Raw genomic sequence first — 20,049 nt, forward strand, 5'->3', positions numbered from 1 at the left:
TGAAAATATGAAAACATTAACCATATTACTGGCGCTGCTTTTTGTTACACCGGCAAAAAGCGTGTACGATTTTAAGGTGAAATCAATCGAAGGCAAAGAATTTTCGCTGGCTAAATACAAGGGTAAAAAGGTACTGATCGTTAATACTGCTTCGGAGTGTGGTTTTACCCCGCAATACGCCGAACTGCAAAAACTGGCTGATAAGTATAAAGATAAGCTGGTGGTAATCGGTTTCCCGGCAAATAACTTTGGCGGACAGGAACCCGGCGCTAACCTGGAGATCAAATCATTTTGCCAGAAAAATTACGGCGTAACCTTTCCGCTTAGCGAAAAAGTAAGTGTTAAGGGCGATGATATCAGTCCGCTGTTCGCTTACCTTACCACTGCCGAAAACCCCGACTTCACGGGCGAGATCAAATGGAACTTTGAAAAATTCCTGATCGATGAAAACGGCAAGCTAATCCACCGCTATCGCTCAAAAACAACTCCGCTATCTCCGGAGATAACAAATGCATTATAATTGATATGGCGCCTGACAGGCGCCTTTTTTATTTGATTGAATTATGTAATACGCTTATTAAGCGAGCGTTAAAGGCCTAATGAAAAACCTTTTGCGATTTTTAAAAAAACCAGGGCTATACCTTTTGCTGGTGCGATACCCTTTGGCAATTACCATGCTGCCCTACGCGTTTACCAAAATACTCCGTACTCAATTCATATTAACACCCAACTCCTTATTATTGCCGCTTGAGCAAACGCCTGGGACAGTTTTAGCATGGGCATTTTTAGGTCATTCACCGTGGTTTGAGGTGTTGTTAGGTTTTTTTGAGCTGATATCCGCATTACTACTGCTTTTCAGAAGGACTGCTTTTTTAGGCGCAATATTGATGTTACCCGTTACGCTAAATGTATTCCTGATTAATTATGCGTTGGAGTTATGGGATGCGACTAAGTTAATTGCCGCGGTATTGCTGCTGTTAAACCTGCTGATATTTGCAATAGAATGGCGTAGGGTAAACGCTATCATTATGCTTATCCTATCGAAAACGTCTAAGCTTAAATTCTCACATATTGAATGGACAATAAATATTGTCATTCTCGCCGTGGTTTCGTGGCGGTTGATATCGCCCTTACTTAATTACCGGAACACAACCAACGAATTGATGGGTGATTGGCTTAATAATCATCCCATTGAATGGGTACAAATTGAAGAGCGTTTAAATGACAGCGTAACATCCGGCAAAAATTTAAAAGCCTATTTTGGCCAGTTTGGTTCATATAATGAAACCGGCGGTATAGCCGTACCACCTTATCAATATGCACTCGATCCAAAGAAACATACCATCAAATTCACATACCAATACGATAATTCAAGCTTCGTTTGTAATTATACCCTTTCAGGCGATACATTAGCTGTAGAAAGGTTGATAGGCAATGATCACCCTAAACACTTAATCAGAACTTTTGTAAAACGCTTGATGAATTTGAAAGAAGGCATGTGATCATCAATTATCTTTTTTCTTAGCCTCTTCTTCCTGTTTTTTACGTTCGTCATCCGCTTTTTCCTGGGCTTTCTTCTTTTCCTTTTCAGCCTTTTCATTGGCTTTGCGGATAGAATCTTGTTTGGCTTTGGCGGCCTTTTCCTTCTTTTTAAAGAAACCACGCAGCAGAAAGTTGTTTTGTGCGGCCTTCAGGTCTTCGTGCAGGGTAACAGTCGCGGCATCAACCGTTTTCATGGTTGATTTGGCCTGCTTAACCGTACCACGCAGATCCTCAGCTATCTTATCGTCGTTTAGCAACCGGCCTATACTGCCCTTACCATGATTGATTTTATAAACCACATCAGACAAGTTCGCTGATAATTTCTCGGCGTTATCGGCTACTTTGGTTAGTTTGTTAATCATCTTATCCACATCCAGCGGGTTAACGGCCGTCAGTTTATCGCCGTTTTGTACCACTTCCTGAGTTTTTACACCGCCGGGTGCTATGGCCACCAGCTTATCCCCCATTAAGCCATCGCTGCTAATGCTCAATTTAGAGTCCTTTTTGATGAATTTATTCACGTTGCTGTTCAGCGTAAGGTCAACCCGAACCATGCTGTCTGTAACAATGGTTATGTTTTCAACCACCCCTACGTTTATACCGGCAAAGCGCACATTATTACCCACCTGTAAGCCGCTTACATTTTTAAATTCACCGTAAACATTAAAGGTGGAATTAAACATGCTTTTCTGGCTGCCTATTAAAAATATGGCGGCAACAAGTACGGCAATGCCAAGCACGGTAAATAAACCTATTCTTATTTTTTGGGATGGGGTTGCTTTCATTTCTGTTCGTTAAAAAAGGATCGTACAAATTCGTTATCAGAGGCCTGCAGCTCTTCGTATGTGCCTTCGGCTATATATTCGCCATCATTCATCACCACAACACGGTCAGCGGTAATTTTGGCGCATTCCAGGTCGTGGGTTATGATGATGGATGATGTTTTATACTTTTTCTGCATGTTCAGGATCAGCTCACTGATCTCTCGCGAGGTGATGGGGTCGAGCCCGGTGGTGGGTTCATCATACAGCATAATCTCCGGCTTTACAATAAGCGTTCGCGCCAGGCCGATGCGCTTACGCATACCCCCCGAAAGATCAGACGGCATTTTATCCGCCGCATCAGCCAATCCTACGCCCTCCAGCACCTCTTCTATCCGCTGGTCGATCTCTTGATGGTCTTTAAGCTTTAAAACGCGTGTAAGCGGAAATTCAAGGTTTTCACGTACCGTCATGGAATCATACAAAGCACCACTTTGAAACAGGAAACCGAGCTTGATGCGCAATTCTTTCAGCTCATCCTCATTCATTTCCGCAACCGGTTCGCCAAAAACATCAAGTTCGCCTTCATCAGGTGTAAGCAATCCGGCTATACATTGTATGGTTACTGATTTTCCCTGGCCCGAGCGGCCTAATACTACCACATTCTCTCCGCGTTTAAGGTCGAGGTTAATATCGCGCAGCACCTCTTTATCACCGAAGGATTTTTTAAGACCTTTAATGTGGATTACTACCTCGTTATTATCAACCTTGTTTGGTTGCCGCTCTGTTGCTATGTCGTTTTTTTGCGCCATGGTATCAATAGTATAATACGTTGGTTACCTGAACAGCAATAGCGTCAATCACAAATATCCAAAGCGAGGCGGTTACCACGGCAGAATTGGCTGCAATGCCCACGCTTTCCGTCCCTTTGTTGGAGTTATAGCCCTTATAACATCCCACAAAACCTATCGCGAAGCCAAAAAATATAGTTTTAATGAATGCCGGTATAAAATCAATAAACTCGATAGAAGCGATACATTTATGAAAGTAGAGGTAAAAGCTGGTATCATCAGTTAGATTAATGGCGATGTAGCCCCCAAATAAACCGATCACATCGCCAACCAAAGTGAGCAAGGGCACCATGATGGCGGTAGCAATGATACGGGTAACCACCAGGTACTGCACCGGGTTAGCGCCCGATACTTCCATGGCATCAATCTGCTCGGTAACTTTCATACTGCCCAGCTCTGCACCTATGCTGGACGCTATTTTACCCGCGCAAATAATAGCTGTAATAACCGGGCCTATCTCCCGTATCAGGGCTATGGATAGGGTGCGCGGCAGCATGCTTTCGGCACCAAACTCAACCATGGTAGGTCGCAATTGCAGTATCAGCACCAAGCCCATAATAAACGAGGTGATCCCCACCAAGGTTAATGATTTATAGCCTATCTCGTAACACTGGCGCACAAACTCCGACCATTCAAAGCCACCGGCAAAAATATTGCGGACAAAGCGCGTAAAAAACACGCCCTGCTCACCGATCCCTTCCAGCCATTTTTTCCATGCTGGTATTACCTGCTCTGCCATATACATCAAAATTATAATCAGCAACTACACACAAACATTCCTGTTTGTTTTAAGTAACATTGTTCAGTGATAAACACATGGATAATATGCGCAGGCGGGGTAGCATTACATCGGTACTTCAAGTATCAGTAAACGCGAGTGCGCAACGGTTTCAATGGTTACAGAACTGGTATCATAAACACCAAGCGCGTCCCTTTTGTTTAATTCAGCGCCGTCAATTTTTACAGCTCCTTCCAACAAGAAAATATACGCTCCGTTACCGGGTGTTTTAATATCATACTGAATGCTCTTTCCTGCTTCAAAATCACCCATGCTAAAAGTAGCCTCCTGGTTGATCCATAAAGCACCGGAACCCTTATCAGGCGATACAAGTGTAATCAGTTCGTTAAGTTTAAGGGCATCCGTAAAGCTCTTTTGGTCATACCTCGGCTTGATATTGCGCTCCTTTGGGAAAACCCAAATCTGCAAACTATTGGTATCCTTGTCATGCAAAGGGTTATATTCAGAATGCGTGATACCTGTACCGGCAGACATTACCTGCACCTCTCCCGCTTTAATAATACCGGTGTTGCCCATGCTGTCCTTATGCTCCAAAGCACCATCAAGCACTATGGTGATGATCTCCATATTATCATGCGGATGCGCGCCGAATCCACGACCGCGGCCTATTATATCATCATTAAGTACCCTTAAAGCGCCAAACTGAATTTTATCAGGATCATAGTAAGGGCCAAAGCTGAACGAGAAGTTGGCCTTTAACCAACCAATATCATTGTAACCTCGCTGATCTGCAGGATGTAATAACTTTTTCATGTTAATGTTATTTAATACATGTTCAAACACTCAATGTTTATTCCACAAATAATTTATGCGTATTTTTGCTTAATTTTTAAGCAATATGGCATACAAAGCAATTATAGCCGGCGCAAGCGGACTTATTGGCAGTAATTTACTGACCATGCTTTTGCAGCACCCGGAATATGATGAGGTATTGCTGCTTAACCGCCGGCAATTACCTGTTCAGCACACAAAGCTTACGCAGGCAATTATCAATTTTGCTGAGCTTGATAGGTATGCCGACCTGATAAAAGGGCATGCGGTATTTTGCTGCCTGGGCACTACGCAAAAGCAAACACCCGACCGCAAACAATACAGGCAGATAGATCATGATTATCCGGTAAAACTGGCACAATTAGCTGCTACAAACGGTGTTAATCAATATCATTTGGTTTCGGCTATAGGTGCTAATGCTTCGTCATCAAATTTTTATTTGAAAACTAAAGGTGATGCAGAAAATGACATTAAGGCTGCCGGGGTTGAAAGTCTGCATATATACCAGCCTTCTTTTTTAGAGGGCAAGCGTGATAAGCCTCGTTTAGGCGAAAAAATAGCGAATGTAGTTTTTACCGTAATCAACACCCTGCTTGTTGGCGGTTTAAAAAAATACAAGAGTATTAAGGCAAAAACTGTTGCTGTCGCGATGCTTAACCAATCATTATCCAATAATAAAGGTGTGTTTGTTTACACTACCGATAAAATAAAACAATTAGCGTGAGTACGTACATTTCAGGAGAAAATTTAGGCCATTCATTTCATGACCACTGGCTATTTAAAAACATGACCCTCGGCATAAACCGTGGTCGTAGGGTAGCATTGGTAGGCGTTAATGGCGCGGGCAAATCAACTTTATTAAAAATACTTTCGGGCCAGTTAAACCCAACTGAAGGTAAAGCTGTACGCGCGCGCGATTTGCGGGTTGGTTACCTGGAGCAGGATCCTGACTTTAAAAGTGCTGTTACTATTAGCGATTATATTTTTAGTGAGGATAACATTCAACAGCAATTGATAAAGCGCTATGAGGAATTGCTGGAGAATGACCCGGATAACAGTAAAGCTATTGAAAAAATAATGGAAGAGCTGAGCGAGGTGGATGCCTGGGAATACGAGTACAAGATCAAAACTATTTTAGGCCGATTAGATATTCATCATCTCAATCAAAATATAGCCTCCCTATCCGGCGGACAAAAGAAACGTTTGGCTTTGGCCCGTTTACTTATCGAGGATCCAGATCTGTACATACTCGATGAGCCAACCAACCACCTGGATATTGATACGATTGAATGGCTGGAGAAATTACTTACTGAAGGCAATAAAACCATCCTGATGGTAACGCACGACCGTTATTTTTTGGATAATGTATGTAACGAGATCATAGAGATTGATAAAGGCCGAATATTTACATATGCTGGTAACTACGGATACTTTTTAGAGAAGAAGGCCGAACGTGAAGCAAATGATGAAGTTCAGTTTCAAAAGAACAGCAACTTACTTAAAAAAGAATTAGAGTGGATGCGTAGGCAGCCCCAGGCACGCGGTACAAAATCTCAGGCTCGTATCAATTCCTACTATGAGTTGGAAGAAAAAACCAAAGGTGCAGGTGCGAAGGCCAAGGTTGAACTAAGCGTAAAAACCGCAAGGCAAGGCAATAAGATAATGGAGCTTGAGCACGTTAATAAAGGCTTTAACGGACAAACCATTATTGAAGACTTTAACTATGTATTCAAAAAGGGTGATCGCATTGGTTTAGCCGGCAAAAACGGTAGTGGTAAGTCTACCCTACTGAATTTGATCACCGGTAGTTTATTACCTGATGGCGGCGAAGTAATTAAGGGCGAAACTACTGTATTGGGTTATTTCCATCAATCAGGCATTACTTTTAAAGCTGATGAGCGGGTAATTGATGTGGTAAAAAACGTTGCTGAATATATTACCATGGCTGATGGAAAAATGATCTCAGCCTCTCAATTGCTCACTTTATTTCTGTTTCCGCCCAAAAAACAGCATGGTTTTATAGGTAATCTGAGTGGTGGTGAAAAGAAGCGCTTGCAACTGATGAGCATCCTGATGAAAAACCCTAACTTCCTGATACTGGATGAGCCTACTAATGATTTGGATATTGATACGCTGAATGTATTGGAAGAGTTTTTAACCGGTTATGGCGGTGTTTTAATGTTGGTTTCGCACGATAGGTACCTGCTGGATAAACTTACCGAACAGCTTTTTATCATGGAAGGCAGTGGCGATGTGCGTATATTCAATGGCAATTACTCCGAATATCGTAACGAGTTAGAAGAGGAAAAGCAGATAGCCAAGCAAAAAGCTGATGTAAAGCCTGTCCAAGCTGCTCCTATGCTGGTTGAAACTCCTAAAAAAAATAAACTAAGTTATAAAGACCAACGCGAGTACGAGAGCTTAGATGGCGATATAGCAAAGCTTGAGGAGCAAATCAAACAGACCAATGAAAAGTTAAACGCTTCGGACTTGGGCAGCGATGAATTAACAAAAATATTGGCTGAGTTAGCTGCCTTAAATAGTCAGTTAGATGAAAAAAGTATGCGTTGGATTGAGCTAACGGAATTGATTGAAGGATAACGTTCCACGTGGAACATGTGAATATTAAATGTTCCACGTGGAACAGGAGGACATATGTTTAAGAAATATGATGTAATAGTAGTAGGTGCTGGCCACGCAGGTTGCGAGGCGGCAGCAGCGGCAGCTAACATGGGCTCGTCTGTTCTGCTGATTACTATGAACATGAATACGATTGCCCAAATGAGCTGCAACCCCGCTATGGGTGGTGTTGCTAAAGGGCAAATAGTGCGCGAGATTGATGCGATGGGTGGTTATTCAGGTATAATAACTGATAAAACATCCATTCAGTTTAGGATGCTGAACCTTTCAAAAGGCCCCGCCATGTGGAGCCCTCGTGCGCAAAGCGACCGTATGCGCTTTGCTGAAGAATGGCGCATGGCATTAGAAAATACACCTAATGTTGATTTTTGGCAGGATATGGTAAGCTCTCTACTCGTTAAGGGTAATACTGTATATGGTGTCCGTACATCAATAGGTGTCGAGATTGAAGCCAGTTCTGTAGTATTAACTAATGGAACGTTTTTAAATGGTATTATTCATATAGGAGAGAAACGCTTTGGTGGAGGCCGTACCGGTGAAAAATCAGCTACCGGATTAACGGAGCAATTAACTGGATTAGGTTTTGAAGCAGGCCGGATGAAGACCGGTACTCCCCCTCGTGTTGATGGGCGTAGCCTCAATTACTCCTTAATGGAGGAACAGTGGGGTGATGCCGAACGTGGCCGTTTTTCATATACTGATGTTAAACAAATTGAACAACAACGTTGCTGCTGGATCACCTATACCAACAGTGCGGTACATGAAAAGCTGAAAGAGGGGTTTGAAAAATCTCCTATGTTTACCGGGCGCATTAAAGGTTTAGGCCCTCGCTATTGCCCATCTATTGAAGACAAGATCAATCGCTTTGCGGAACGCGAACGTCACCAGATTTTTGTTGAACCAGAAGGATTAAATACGGTAGAGATCTATGTAAATGGTTTCTCTACGTCGTTACCGGAAGACGTACAGTATAAGGCACTCACTAAAATACCAGGTTTCGAGAATGCCAAAATGTTCCGTCCTGGTTATGCCATTGAATACGATTACTTCCCGCCTACGCAATTAGGCTTAACGCTGGAGACTAAACTGATCAGCAATCTTTTCTTTGCCGGACAAATTAATGGTACTACCGGCTATGAAGAAGCGGCATCCCAAGGGTTTATTGCCGGTATCAACGCGCATCAAAAAGTGCATAACCAGCATGAACTTATCATGAAGCGTTCGGAGTCATACATAGGCGTGTTGATTGACGACCTGGTAACTAAGGGCACGGAAGAACCTTACCGCATGTTTACCTCACGTGCCGAGCATCGTTTATTATTACGCCAGGATAATGCGGATATCAGGCTGTCTCCTATCGGTCATCAATTGGGCTTAATTAGTGATGAGCGTTTACAAAAGGTAAATGATAAAATCAGGAACTCTGATAATATTGTGGCGTATACTAAAACCAAATCAGTAGAGCCGGTTAAGGTTAATAATTTATTGGATGAGCTTGGCACAGCACCCATATCACAAAATGTTAAGCTATTTAATTTAATCAGCAGGCCACAGGTTTCCATAAACGATCTGAGAACAACGGATGATGCCTTAAATGAATTATTATCAGCTTATGATAAAGAAACTATTGAACAGGCTGAAATAAAAATTAAATATGAGAGTTATTTTGAAAAGGAACTCGACATTGTTACCCGTATGAAAAAGATGGAGGACAAAGAGATCAATCCTGAATTTAACTATCATCAATTGGTATCTGTTTCAAAAGAAGCCCGAGAAAAATTAATGAAGATAAAACCACGCACCTTAGGCCAGGCTTCACGTATTTCGGGCGTTTCGCCATCGGATATTTCAGTTTTAATGGTTCATATAACAAAATAGTACATAATATACTGATATTCAATATATTATAAAATATCGTTTTTAAGGCGCTATTTTTATTTTTTAATATCAGTATTCATAAGAAACAAAAAATCGCTTATAAGCCTTAAAAATGCTGTCAAATAAAAAAGTAGCTGTTTTTAGTAAATATTTGCCTGTTGCGATCTCTATATTTTTATTATTGGGATGCGCTAATATGAAAAGGCCGGAAGGTGGCCCGCGTGACCTAACCCCGCCAAAACTTTTAAAGGCGACACCAGCTAACATGACACGTAACTTTAACGCGAAAAGCATAACGTTAGAATTTGACGAATTTTTTAAGCTTAGTAATCAGTACCAGGAAATCAGCATAAGTCCGGCACAGGAGAAATTGCCGGAGTATAATATCCGTGGCCAAAGCCTGGTGATCAACTTTCAGGATACCTTGCAAAAAAATACAACCTACGTAGTAAACTTTGGCAAATCCATTGCAGACGTAAATGAATCAAACGCGCTTAAAAATTTTACCTATGTATTTTCAACAGGGCCGCATATCGATTCGTTAAGCATCAGTGGATCGGTTACCAATACGCAAACACAGCTAAAGGAGAAAGATATTTCTGTGCTCCTCTTTCCGCTGAGCAGAGATACCGCATTCTATAAAAAGAAAAAACCGGCCATATTTGCACTGACGGATTCATCAGGTAACTTTAGTTTAAATAACCTGAAAGAAGACCGCTACCGCATTTATGCCTTAAAGGAAGCATCGCCCAATAAAGTTTATGATAATGAGGCGGAATTGGTCGGATTTATTAAGGATACGATCAATCTTACAAAAGATACTTCTAACATTCAACTACGGCTGTTTCAGCAAGAGCCGACTAATTTTCGTTTTGTGGACAGGCGTTTTGATGTTGATGGCAAGATACTCCTTGCTTTTAATAAGCCCTTACAAAGGCCTACCGTCAAAATAATTAATCCGGCTAACTTGGATAACCAAAAGATACTGGAGTTCAGCAGCAAGCGTGATACCGCGCTCATGTACATGCGTACCATGGACTTTGATTCGGTTAACATACAGGTGGCCGATAACAATAAGCCATTAGATACCGTTACGCTCCGCAAAAACCGTAAAGAGAGCTTTCAGAAAGGGGTTAAACTTAACTTTAATACCGGCAGCGATAATAAGCTTAAACCAGGTACCGATCTGCTGATCACAGCTAACTTGCCTGTTGAAACGATCAATGCTCCACTGATCTCTTTAAAAGAAGATTCGGCAACAGTTAGCGGCTTCACCATAACCAAGGACAGCACGTCCCGCCGGTTAACTTTAAAATATAGGTGGAAGCAGAATGTAACCTATCAGCTCGCTATCGCGGATGATGCCTTAACCGATTTATTTGAGAATAAAAATAAAGCAGTTGTTAAAAAATTCACCATTGATAAACCGGAAAATTATAGCATTTTAACCTTAAAACTAACCGTATCAGAACCTAATAAAAACTACCTGATACAACTTTATCGTGATGAAAAAACGATATTACGTACCGATGTAATTACCAAAAGTTCATCAGTAGTATATAACAACTACATTAATGGCAAATACCATGTAAAGGTGGTATATGATGCCAACAAAAACGGCCGTTGGGATAGCGGTAACGTTTTAGAAGGCCGGCAGCCTGAGAATATTTGGCTGTATGATAAAGAAATAACCCTTCGCCCGAATTGGGATGCTGAGGAGGCGATAACTATACCTAAAGAGCCGGTTACGCCTTAAACCAGCCGGAATACATTATATAGTTATTAGGTAGGCGGGTAAGTAGCTCCCGCTGCTCATCAGTTAATGGCTTAATTTTTTTGGCGGGTGTACCTGCGTAAAGGTAGCCACTTTCGCAAATGGTATTTTCTAATACAACAGACCCCGCCCCGATGATAACAAAGGGTTCAACCACGGCATCATCCATTACAATCGCACCCATACCTACTAAAACATGATCGTGCAAGGTACAGCCGTGTACAATAGCGTTATGCCCTATTGATACATTGTTACCGATATTAGTGGGAGCTTTTTGGTAGGTGGCATGTATAACCGCCCCATCCTGAATATTGGTATTATTACCTATTTTAATGTAATGCACATCGCCCCTTATAACCGCGTTAAACCATACCGAACAATTATCGCCCATGGTTACATCACCAACAATGGTACAGTTCTCGGCTATAAAACAATCACTTCCCCAACCTGGCGACTTATCTTTTACCGGTAGTATAACAGGCATATATTATTTTGAGTTATTGAATTAATGCATTACTGATTGATTGATTAATTTTATATGTTTGATACTATCAAGCGAAAATAGCTCAGTTGGTAGAGCATCAGTTTCCCAAACTGAAGGCCGCGGGTTCGAATCCCGTTTTTCGCTCCATATTTTTGCTACTAAAAAACGGTATCCTGTAATTCCTTCGCATGATCCGGATAGTCGGTAGTATAATGCAGCCCCCTGCTCTCTTTACGCTTCATGGCCGATTTTACTACCAGGTATGATACCTGTATCAAATTACGCAGCTCACATAATTTTACCGACAGCTTAGTACGTTTGTAAAACTCTTCCGTTTCTTCATATAATAAACCCAACCGGCGCATAGCCCTTTCCAGCCTGAAATCCGAACGGACGATGCCAACATAATCATTCATCACCTTTTGCATTTCACGCACGTTATGCGTTACCAAAATATCCTCGTTCAATAACTGTACGCCTTTTTCATCCCAGTCGGGTATGTTTTCAGGTATTTCGGCATTGTCAAAGGCTTTGGCCGCATCTTCATAGATACGGTGGGCAAATACCAATGCCTCTAATAACGAATTAGATGCCAACCTGTTAGCACCGTGCAAACCGGTTGATGAACATTCGCCGCAAGCGTATAAGCGGTTAATTGATGAGCGGCCGGAATGATCTACCAATACACCACCGCACATATAATGGCATGCCGGTGCCACCGGGATCATATCCCTTGTCATATCCAAACCAATATCCAAACACTTGGCGTATATGTTAGGGAAATGCTGGATGATGTCAGCTTTGCTGCGATGCCTGATATCCAGGTAAACATAATCCTCCCCTGATTTTTTGATCTCGGAATCGATAGCACGGGCCACCACATCACGTGGCGCTAATGATTTTCGCTCATCATATTCCTGCATAAATTCTTCGCCGTTGGTACGCTTTAATATACCGCCAAAACCACGCACGGCCTCAGATATTAAGAACGAAGGGTACTCTCCCGGATTATATAAAGCCGTTGGATGGAACTGTATAAATTCCATATTACGCACCTTACCCTTAGCCCGGTAAACCATAGCCACACCGTCGCCGGTAGCAATGGTAGGGTTAGTAGTTACCGAATAAATATGCCCGGCACCACCGGAAGCCATTACCGTAACCTTTGAAAGTATCTTCTCCACCTCATTAGTTTCGGTATTAAAGGCGTAGATACCATAACAGGTAATATCTGTTGATGACTTATCAACAAACTTGCCCAAATGGTGCTGCGTGATCAGATCTACAGCAAAATAATGTGTAAGTATTTCAATATTAGGATTTTGATGGATCTGTTCCAACAAAGCTCGCTCTATCTCAAAACCGGTAATATCCTTGTAATGCAATACCCGGAATTCAGAGTGTCCGCCCTCTTTTGCCAAATCATAAATACCATCATTGGTCTTGTCAAAGTTGGTTCCGTAATCAATAATTTCATTTATCCGCTCCGGCCCTTCTTCCACAACTATTTCCACAACTTCAGGGTCGCACAGTCCATCACCGGCAATTAAGGTATCTTTTATATGCTTTTCAAAGGAGTCTTCCTTTTTATCCACAACTACCGCGACACCGCCCTGGGCATACTTAGTGTTTGATTCATCCTCATTTGCCTTTGTAACTATCAGTACCTTACCGTGCTTTGCGGCCTTTAGTGCAAAACTCAGTCCGGCGATGCCTGAACCAATTACCAGGAAATCAACATTTCGGGTCATATATATATAGGTATAGTTGTGTAAAAGTAATACTTGTGTTAGTAAGCGGGGTAAAACATGTTAATTTTATGTAAGTAAATAAATAATAAAATATAAACACGTGGATAACCCGTAGTTTTACGCTGTTGGAGCAGAATTTGTAAGGTATTTATAAGCATTACAAACATCGAAATCAACATTTTTAACACAGCGAAAATATTAACATAAAAGTTTATAAACTAAATCTTGTTTATCATAGCCATCTAATATTCAATTACGTATATAAAATATAATTAGAATAAATTGTTAGTAACTATGTAGAAACAACTTTTAGCCACTTTTGTAACATTAGTTTCTAACAAAACTAACACCTTAATAAATTATAGTTTCTTTCTTATATTAAATAATGTTGTTTTTATTGATTTGTTGAAATGGATACCTTCGAAGAAATAAATGTGAAAGGTTTTGTGGATGAGTACATCGATCCAACGCTTGACCTTTTTGCCGAAATTGAAAAACTTAAAAAGAAGAAAAATGCAGTTATACTTGCCCATTACTACCAGGACGGCGATATACAGGATATTGCCGACTATATTGGCGATAGCCTCGGCCTTTCGCAGCAGGCAGCCAAAACTGATGCCGATATTATCGTATTCGCCGGGGTACACTTTATGGCCGAAACAGCCAAGATACTCTCGCCAAACAAAAAGGTATTATTGCCCGATGTAAAGGCAGGCTGCTCACTGGCTGATAGCTGCCCGCCGCACTTATTTAAAAAATTTAAGGAGCAATATCCTGATCATCTGGTGATTACCTATGTGAACTGTACTGCTGAGCTGAAGGCATTAAGCGATATTGTTTGCACCTCGAGCAATGCGGTGCAAATAGTGGAAAGCCTACCGAAAGAGCAGAAGATCATTTTCGGGCCTGATAAAAATTTAGGTGCCTGGGTAGCTAAAAAAACCGGCCGCGACCTGGTGTTATGGAACGGTGCCTGTATGGTGCACGAGATTTTTTCGAGAGAGAAAATTACCCGTTTAAAGGAAAGGCATCCGGGTGTAAAGCTATTGGCTCACCCTGAATGCGAGGAAGTGATACTGGAGATGTCCGACTATATAGGCTCAACAACAGGCATACTAAAATACGCTACCAATTCGCCTGATAAGGAGTTTATAGTAGCGACAGAATCGGGCATATTACACCAGATGCAAAAGGAAAATCCGGATAAAACATTTATTCCGGCACCACCAAATAACAATTGCGCTTGTAATGATTGTCCGCACATGAAACGTAATACGCTTGAAAAGCTTTACCTGTGCTTAAAAAATGAAATGCCCGAGGTAACCGTACCTGAGCATATAATTAAAGACGCGGTAAAACCCATAGAGCGTATGCTGGAAATATCGGCTAAACTGGGATTATAATAGAATTGAATATGTTTGATAATATAGAGCGTACCAACATACAGGAGTTAGGCGAATTCGGGCTGATAAAGCGCCTTACTCAAAATATAAAGCTTAAACAGCCATCAAGTTTAAAGGGTGTGGGCGATGATGCCGCGGTGCTTGATCCGGCTGGTAAAAAGGTATTGGTATCAACCGATATGTTGCTGGAAGGTATACATTTTGATTTGGCTTATACGCCATTAAAACACTTAGGCTATAAAGCCATACAGGTAAACCTGAGCGATATTTATGCCATGAATGGTATGGCTGCACAGGTAACCGTTTCATTAGGGTTGTCAAGCAAATTCCCTTTGGAGGCTATTGAGGAATTGTATGAAGGCATGTACATCGCCTGCGAAAAATACAATGTTGATATTGTTGGCGGCGATACCACCTCATCTAAACAAGGCCTGGTTATTAGTGTAACCTCTATTGGTTATGCGGATGAAAAGGATATTGTTTACCGTAATACAGCCGAAGATGGCGACCTGATCTGCGTATCCGGCGATTTGGGTGGTGCTTATATGGGTCTGCAATTGCTGGAGCGTGAAAAACTGGTTTACCTGGAAAACCCCAACATTCAGCCTGACCTGGAGGGTAAGGATTACATTGTTGAACGGCAGTTAAAACCCGAAGCACGCCGTGATATTGTGGAGTTATTGAAAGAAATAGGCGTTAAGCCGACAGCCATGATCGATGTATCTGATGGGTTAGCATCTGAAGTATTACACATTTGCAAACAGAGCGATAAAGGCTGCAATATTTACGAGGAAAAGATACCGCTTGACCCGATGACCTATGAAACAGCCCGTGAGTTCAACCTTGACCCTACTGTGTGTGCCCTGAGTGGCGGCGAAGACTATGAGCTGTTGTTTACCGTTAAACAAGCCGACTACGACAAAATTAAGTTCAAAATGGACTTCACCATCATTGGCCATATTACCGAGGCTTCAGCAGGCTGTAATTTGATTAGCAAAACCGGTAATGTACACGCGCTAACCGCGCAGGGATGGAACGCATTTAAGAGTTAAATAGAAATTAAAGTTTGAAGCGATTAGTCGAAATCTTCAAACTTTAACTTACTTACTTCATAAATTTCGATAGCCGGATCTTCATAACGTTTTTCAGGCACGTTTAGTAATTGTATTTCTTCTCCTGCAGCGAAGCCTAATTTATAGCCGATATTATCCTGGGTAGTTAAAAAAACGTTATCATACTCTTTATCAAAAACAGATATATAAAGCATCACCTTTTTATTGGCGCTTTTTTCAGTTATCCATTCGTCATTACTTTTCGTTGTAGCCCACGCCCGAACATTTGCATTCCATTTGATATCTGTTGGATATTCTAAGTAATTTACAGCATAACAAAATGTGGCAAAATCAATGTCATAAGGAAAAGTGACTGCAAATTTATTATTGCTTATTTGGGTCAGGCGTAAGATGGAAGTATATGATTCGTCATTGTATGTATTGCAAAAAGCAATAATTACCTTCCGTACATCATCTATAGAAGAGTTGTTTATAATAATGATTTTATCATTTTCTTTATAAACTGTTGGTTTTTTAGCAGTGTCAGTCCGTTTATAGTTTTGATTAGACGTTTTTTGTGGAAGAAAGTATTTAAGTATAAAAAAAATTATAATACTAAGTGCAATTACGATTAGAATATTAAGCATATTATGTGACAGGCTTTAATTACCTGCTAAAATAAAAATAGCCGCTTAATTTAAGCGGCTATTTTTATAAGTAATTTTAAAATATTACATTTTAGGCATCCGGCGCATCATGTTGGCCATGGCTGCCGGGTTGCTCATTTGTTTCATCACCTTACGCATATCTTCAAACTGTTTAATCAGCCGGTTTACCTCGCCAATATCAGTGCCCGAGCCTTTGGCTATACGTGTACGGCGGCTTTGATTAATGCTGTCGGGGTTTTCTTTTTCAAATGGTGTCATGGATTGAATGATGGCTTCAACACCTTTAAAGGCATTATCATCAACCTCTACGTCCTTCATCATTTTGCCTACACCCGGTATCATACCCATCAGATCCTTCATGTTACCCATTTTCTTGATCTGCTGTATCTGGCTGTAAAAATCGTTAAAATCGAATTTGTTCTTACGTATCTTTTTCTGTAGTTCGGCAGCCTGCTTTTCGTCAAACTGCTGTTGCGCGCGTTCAACCAGGGATACCACATCGCCCATGCCCAAAATACGCGAGGCCATACGGTCAGGGTGGAAAACGTCCAGCGCTTCCATCTTTTCGCCTGTACCTATAAATTTGATTGGCTTATTTACTACCGACTTGATAGATAGCGCTGCACCACCACGGGTATCACCATCTAATTTAGTTAAAACAACCCCGGTAAAGTCAAGCCTGTCATTAAAGGTTTTGGCTGTATTCACCGCATCCTGGCCGGTCATGGAATCAACCACGAACAATATTTCATGCGGATTAGTAGCGGCTTTAACCTGCTCTATCTCTACCATCATGGCCTCATCAATAGCTAAACGGCCGGCGGTATCAATAATTACCACGTTGTTGCCTTGCTGTTTGGCCAGGGCTATACCCTCTTTAGCAATACCAATCGGATCTTTTGATTCCAGGTTAGCATAAACAGGCACACCTATTTGCCCGCCTAAAACCTGTAACTGGTCAATAGCCGCGGGGCGGTAAACGTCACCGGCAACCAGTAATGGTTTTTTGTTTTTTTGCGTTTTAAGAAAGTTAGCCAGCTTACCGGTAAAGGTAGTTTTACCCGCACCGTTCAAGCCAGCTATCAGTATAATGGTTGGCGTAGCCGGAAAGCTGATCTCGGTAGCTGTACCACCCATTAAGGAGGTAAGCTCATCATTCATGATCTTGGTAAGCAACTGGCCCGGCGAAATACTGGTTAATACATTTTCGCCCAATGCTTTTTGCCTTACATCATCAGTAAAGGCTTTGGCTGTTTTATAATTTACGTCGGCATCCAGAAGGGCTTTGCGAATTTCCTTCATGGTTTCGGCCACGTTTATCTCAGTTATCGATCCCTGTCCCTTAAGGACTTTGAATGCCCTGTCTAATTTATCCGAAAGATTTTCAAACATTGTGTATACCTCTGTTTTTGAGGATGCAAAGTTAACAATTAGTTATGAGTTATGTGTGGCTTAATATTAGCCTGTAGTTACGGGAATTTGTACAAAATACCCAGCGCAAGGCCCTCTGTCGCCTGTACATCCGGCGAGGTATCTTTATTATACAAAGCTGTACCATTTATAGTTACGTTGATAAGCTTATTAACCCGTGCCAGTAAAGTTAAATCTAACCTATGGTTGGTATATGCTATTGGCCTGCCATAAGGTATAAACAAAGCATAACGCCAGTTAAGGTGCAGGTTTTGCATAATATCCTTATCAAACATGGCTATAGCCTGAAAAGCGAGTTCATTACGTATAGTTTTGCCTATAGGCACGCCGTAGTTGCCGGGTTGTGTGCGATAAATGGTTGTATCGAGTACTAAAGTTTGACGGGCTGTACCGGTACCTATCCGCAGGTCAAAAAACCGCGATGGCTTATACTCCAAACCAAAGGATTCGGTTATATAACCCGGCGACAGGAATTTGGAGATCAAAACAGGCGGATTAGGGTCAGGATATTGAAAGCCTTTATCTATCTGCGATTCAAAACTTAATGATCCGAATAAATACCAGTTTTGCGATAATTTGGTTGATAGCTTGTTATCAATAAAAATACGGTCATTGGTTTTACGTGCACCCTGCCCCTTATTTTTTGAACGGCCGTATAAAAAGTTGACTTCAGCCGTGTAAAGAAAAGGCGATTTATTGTATTCAGTACGATAAATAATATTGGTACCTACGGCTACAGCACTTACACCCCCGGCGCTCCAGTTACTACTAAAGGCTGATTGATTAAAGTTAATAGCAACGGTAAGCCATTTACGCCAGCGCCTGATTTCATAGTCGGGCATTTTTACATCAATGTATTCAGCCTGGAGTTGTATTGGCCTGATGCGTAAGGGTAATGCATTTTTACGCGGCTCAATACGGTATTTATTCAGCAGGTTGGTATCAACCTTAAACGTATCAACTTTAGCGCTATCAGTTTTTATACTATCGGTTTGTGCAAACACAGCCGTTGAAAGGCATAAGCACAAACAGATGATAATAAGTGCAGGTACTTTTTTTATCATAGATCGCTATTTAATTGGACCGCAAAAATGCAGTTTGGGCCAAATTTAGTTATTTGTTTATAAATAGAAACGCCACTGCCATAAACGGCGGGTTTTTAAGTAAACGGAGTTTCGCTCGTTTTTATACGCCTCACGTTCAAATACAATATTTAAATAGGCTTTATGATGATTTTTGTACCTGATCAAATTAAAAAAATAATTAAACAGGTAAGCGATGTAAAAGAAGATGATGAGCATTTCCTGCTGCTGTTTAAGGTGTATACGCTCATGGTTAAGCAGTACACTATCATCAACAGCATCCTTACGGTTAACCAATATAAAGGGGTACAAAGCCATGCCCGCCACACGCATGGAACGGATAACTATTACCGGGTATTTCATTTAGCCGGTTCAAGAGGCGTAATGGTAAAATTACCGGGATTACGCATGTATCGTTTAAAACTGGTACGAACATACTTGGCAAATTCATAATCACTCGCGGTGGTAACCAGGTAATAGCCGGGGCGGTATTTCTGCATAAAATCAGTAAGCTGATCATCTTTTAACCCGGTTACATTGCCAACATAAGTAGGGTTAAACCGGTAGTCTATCACGTTTTGCTGATAATCGCGCTCAATAACGTCCCTGAGCCGTTCGGCATTGCGCCCGCTGCGGCTAAGGGCATTGTACAAGGCATCAATACCAATGCCTGCCCCGCCGCCATACGGAGACGTAGTCAGCAGGTCAGGATTAGCTGAGGGGCCATACAAGCGAGTATAATCGCGCCTGGTGGCCGCCATCCATTTTTCCGGACTAATCATTTTACCATTAATGCTTACCTCTTTTAGCTGTATGCCCGTGGTTTTTAAGTTTACAGCTAACGATTTTTTGTCGGTAATTTTAACGGTATCATTAAAGTAGCCTTCCTTTGAAAAAACCAAACGGTCGCCAATAGCTACATCTATACTAAATTCACCTTTAAGATTATTAAATATAGCTTGCCCACTACTAAGGTTACGAATGTTCACCCTGGCAATACGGTCATTTATTCCCTTATCGTACACAATACCTTCTACCTTTTTATCCTGCGCGCAAACATTCATGGCCACAAACAAAGGCAGTATTAAAAACCATAATTTCATTATAGTTTTAAAACTAACCATTTGTAAAGCATGAGCACGCATTTTTAACAGATATTAAC

The 20,049-nt window shown here is 41.4% G+C and carries 19 protein-coding genes and 1 tRNA gene; 9 read left to right on the plus strand and 11 right to left on the minus strand.

Annotated elements, in window-relative coordinates:
• The first annotated feature begins 7 nt into the window (after positions 1 to 7).
• Positions 8 to 520 carry a glutathione peroxidase gene (locus AC3WJC_RS16910; RefSeq protein WP_492400291.1) on the plus strand — a complete coding sequence of 171 codons (513 nt, stop codon included), beginning with the start codon at positions 8 to 10 and terminating at the stop codon, positions 518 to 520.
• Positions 521 to 599: 79 nt separating this feature from the next.
• Positions 600 to 1,502 carry a hypothetical protein gene (locus AC3WJC_RS16915; protein WP_492400292.1) on the plus strand — a complete coding sequence of 301 codons (903 nt, stop codon included), beginning with the start codon at positions 600 to 602 and terminating at the stop codon, positions 1,500 to 1,502.
• 3 nt (positions 1,503 to 1,505) lie between these two features.
• Here AC3WJC_RS16915 and AC3WJC_RS16920 read toward each other — a convergent pair whose 3' ends face one another.
• From AC3WJC_RS16920 to AC3WJC_RS16935, 4 genes are all read right to left on the minus strand, one after another.
• Positions 1,506 to 2,327 carry an MlaD family protein gene (locus AC3WJC_RS16920; protein WP_492400293.1) on the minus strand — a complete coding sequence of 274 codons (822 nt, stop codon included), beginning with the start codon at positions 2,325 to 2,327 and terminating at the stop codon, positions 1,506 to 1,508.
• Complete coding sequence (locus tag AC3WJC_RS16925; protein ID WP_492400294.1) at positions 2,324 to 3,115, minus strand: ABC transporter ATP-binding protein; 792 nt, start codon at positions 3,113 to 3,115, stop codon at positions 2,324 to 2,326. The genes AC3WJC_RS16920 and AC3WJC_RS16925 overlap by 4 nt, the downstream gene beginning before the upstream one ends.
• A 4-nt stretch (positions 3,116 to 3,119) precedes the next feature.
• Positions 3,120 to 3,893, minus strand: a complete 774-nt coding sequence (locus AC3WJC_RS16930; RefSeq protein WP_492400295.1) for an MlaE family ABC transporter permease — start codon at positions 3,891 to 3,893, stop codon at positions 3,120 to 3,122.
• Positions 3,894 to 3,998: 105 nt separating this feature from the next.
• A complete protein-coding gene (locus AC3WJC_RS16935; RefSeq protein WP_492400296.1) occupies positions 3,999 to 4,706 on the minus strand; it encodes a pirin family protein in 708 nt (235 codons plus the stop codon).
• 85 nt (positions 4,707 to 4,791) lie between these two features.
• On the opposite strand from AC3WJC_RS16935, the gene AC3WJC_RS16940 reads away from it, so the two are divergent.
• From AC3WJC_RS16940 to AC3WJC_RS16955, 4 genes are all read left to right on the plus strand, one after another.
• On the plus strand, positions 4,792 to 5,448 hold the full coding sequence (locus AC3WJC_RS16940) for an NAD(P)H-binding protein (protein WP_492400297.1): 657 nt from the start codon (positions 4,792 to 4,794) through the stop codon (positions 5,446 to 5,448).
• Entirely contained in the window at positions 5,445 to 7,325 is a 1,881-nt protein-coding gene (locus tag AC3WJC_RS16945) for an ABC-F family ATP-binding cassette domain-containing protein (RefSeq protein ID WP_492400298.1), read from the plus strand. Before AC3WJC_RS16940 ends, AC3WJC_RS16945 begins: the two co-directional genes overlap by 4 nt.
• A gap of 54 nt (positions 7,326 to 7,379) precedes the next feature.
• Positions 7,380 to 9,242: a tRNA uridine-5-carboxymethylaminomethyl(34) synthesis enzyme MnmG gene (gene mnmG / locus AC3WJC_RS16950; RefSeq protein WP_492400299.1), complete on the plus strand. Its 1,863-nt coding sequence runs from the start codon at positions 7,380 to 7,382 to the stop codon at positions 9,240 to 9,242.
• Positions 9,243 to 9,438: 196 nt separating this feature from the next.
• Complete coding sequence (locus AC3WJC_RS16955; RefSeq protein ID WP_492400300.1) at positions 9,439 to 10,998, plus strand: Ig-like domain-containing domain; 1,560 nt, start codon at positions 9,439 to 9,441, stop codon at positions 10,996 to 10,998.
• Here the strand turns inward: AC3WJC_RS16955 and AC3WJC_RS16960 are convergent.
• Positions 10,988 to 11,500, minus strand: coding sequence for a gamma carbonic anhydrase family protein (locus AC3WJC_RS16960; RefSeq protein WP_492400301.1), 513 nt, complete (start codon positions 11,498 to 11,500; stop codon positions 10,988 to 10,990). The two genes, AC3WJC_RS16955 and AC3WJC_RS16960, sit on opposite strands and share 11 nt — an antisense overlap.
• Before the next feature lie 71 nt (positions 11,501 to 11,571).
• On the opposite strand from AC3WJC_RS16960, the gene AC3WJC_RS16965 reads away from it, so the two are divergent.
• Positions 11,572 to 11,647: transfer RNA gene (locus AC3WJC_RS16965), tRNA-Gly, on the plus strand.
• Between the two features lie 11 nt (positions 11,648 to 11,658).
• On the opposite strand, the gene nadB is transcribed toward AC3WJC_RS16965, so the two are convergent.
• Positions 11,659 to 13,251, minus strand: coding sequence for an L-aspartate oxidase (gene nadB, locus AC3WJC_RS16970; RefSeq protein ID WP_492400302.1), 1,593 nt, complete (start codon positions 13,249 to 13,251; stop codon positions 11,659 to 11,661).
• A gap of 410 nt (positions 13,252 to 13,661) precedes the next feature.
• Here nadB and nadA point away from each other — a divergent pair, with 410 nt between their 5' ends.
• Together nadA and thiL are read left to right on the plus strand one after the other, a co-directional pair.
• Positions 13,662 to 14,654: a quinolinate synthase NadA gene (gene nadA / locus AC3WJC_RS16975; protein ID WP_492400303.1), complete on the plus strand. Its 993-nt coding sequence runs from the start codon at positions 13,662 to 13,664 to the stop codon at positions 14,652 to 14,654.
• 11 nt (positions 14,655 to 14,665) lie between these two features.
• The gene (thiL, locus tag AC3WJC_RS16980) at positions 14,666 to 15,706 is read left to right on the plus strand and encodes a thiamine-phosphate kinase (protein ID WP_492400304.1); all 1,041 of its coding nucleotides are present in this window, start codon (positions 14,666 to 14,668) and stop codon (positions 15,704 to 15,706) included.
• A 23-nt stretch (positions 15,707 to 15,729) separates the two neighbouring features.
• Here the strand turns inward: thiL and AC3WJC_RS16985 are convergent, their stop codons facing one another.
• From AC3WJC_RS16985 to AC3WJC_RS17005, 5 genes are all read right to left on the minus strand, one after another.
• The gene (locus AC3WJC_RS16985) at positions 15,730 to 16,353 is read right to left on the minus strand and encodes a hypothetical protein (protein ID WP_492400305.1); all 624 of its coding nucleotides are present in this window, start codon (positions 16,351 to 16,353) and stop codon (positions 15,730 to 15,732) included.
• A gap of 84 nt (positions 16,354 to 16,437) precedes the next feature.
• The gene (gene ffh, locus AC3WJC_RS16990; protein ID WP_492400306.1) at positions 16,438 to 17,766 is read right to left on the minus strand and encodes a signal recognition particle protein; all 1,329 of its coding nucleotides are present in this window, start codon (positions 17,764 to 17,766) and stop codon (positions 16,438 to 16,440) included.
• A gap of 77 nt (positions 17,767 to 17,843) precedes the next feature.
• Entirely contained in the window at positions 17,844 to 18,869 is a 1,026-nt protein-coding gene (locus tag AC3WJC_RS16995; protein WP_492400307.1) for a DUF3078 domain-containing protein, read from the minus strand.
• Positions 18,870 to 18,926: 57 nt separating this feature from the next.
• Positions 18,927 to 19,250 carry a hypothetical protein gene (locus tag AC3WJC_RS17000; RefSeq protein WP_492400308.1) on the minus strand — a complete coding sequence of 108 codons (324 nt, stop codon included), beginning with the start codon at positions 19,248 to 19,250 and terminating at the stop codon, positions 18,927 to 18,929.
• Entirely contained in the window at positions 19,247 to 19,990 is a 744-nt protein-coding gene (locus tag AC3WJC_RS17005; protein WP_492400309.1) for a peptidase associated/transthyretin-like domain-containing protein, read from the minus strand. Before AC3WJC_RS17005 ends, AC3WJC_RS17000 begins: the two co-directional genes overlap by 4 nt.
• Positions 19,991 to 20,049: the final 59 nt, after the last annotated feature.

This window comes from Mucilaginibacter sp. FW306-07-L, assembly GCF_058782065.1.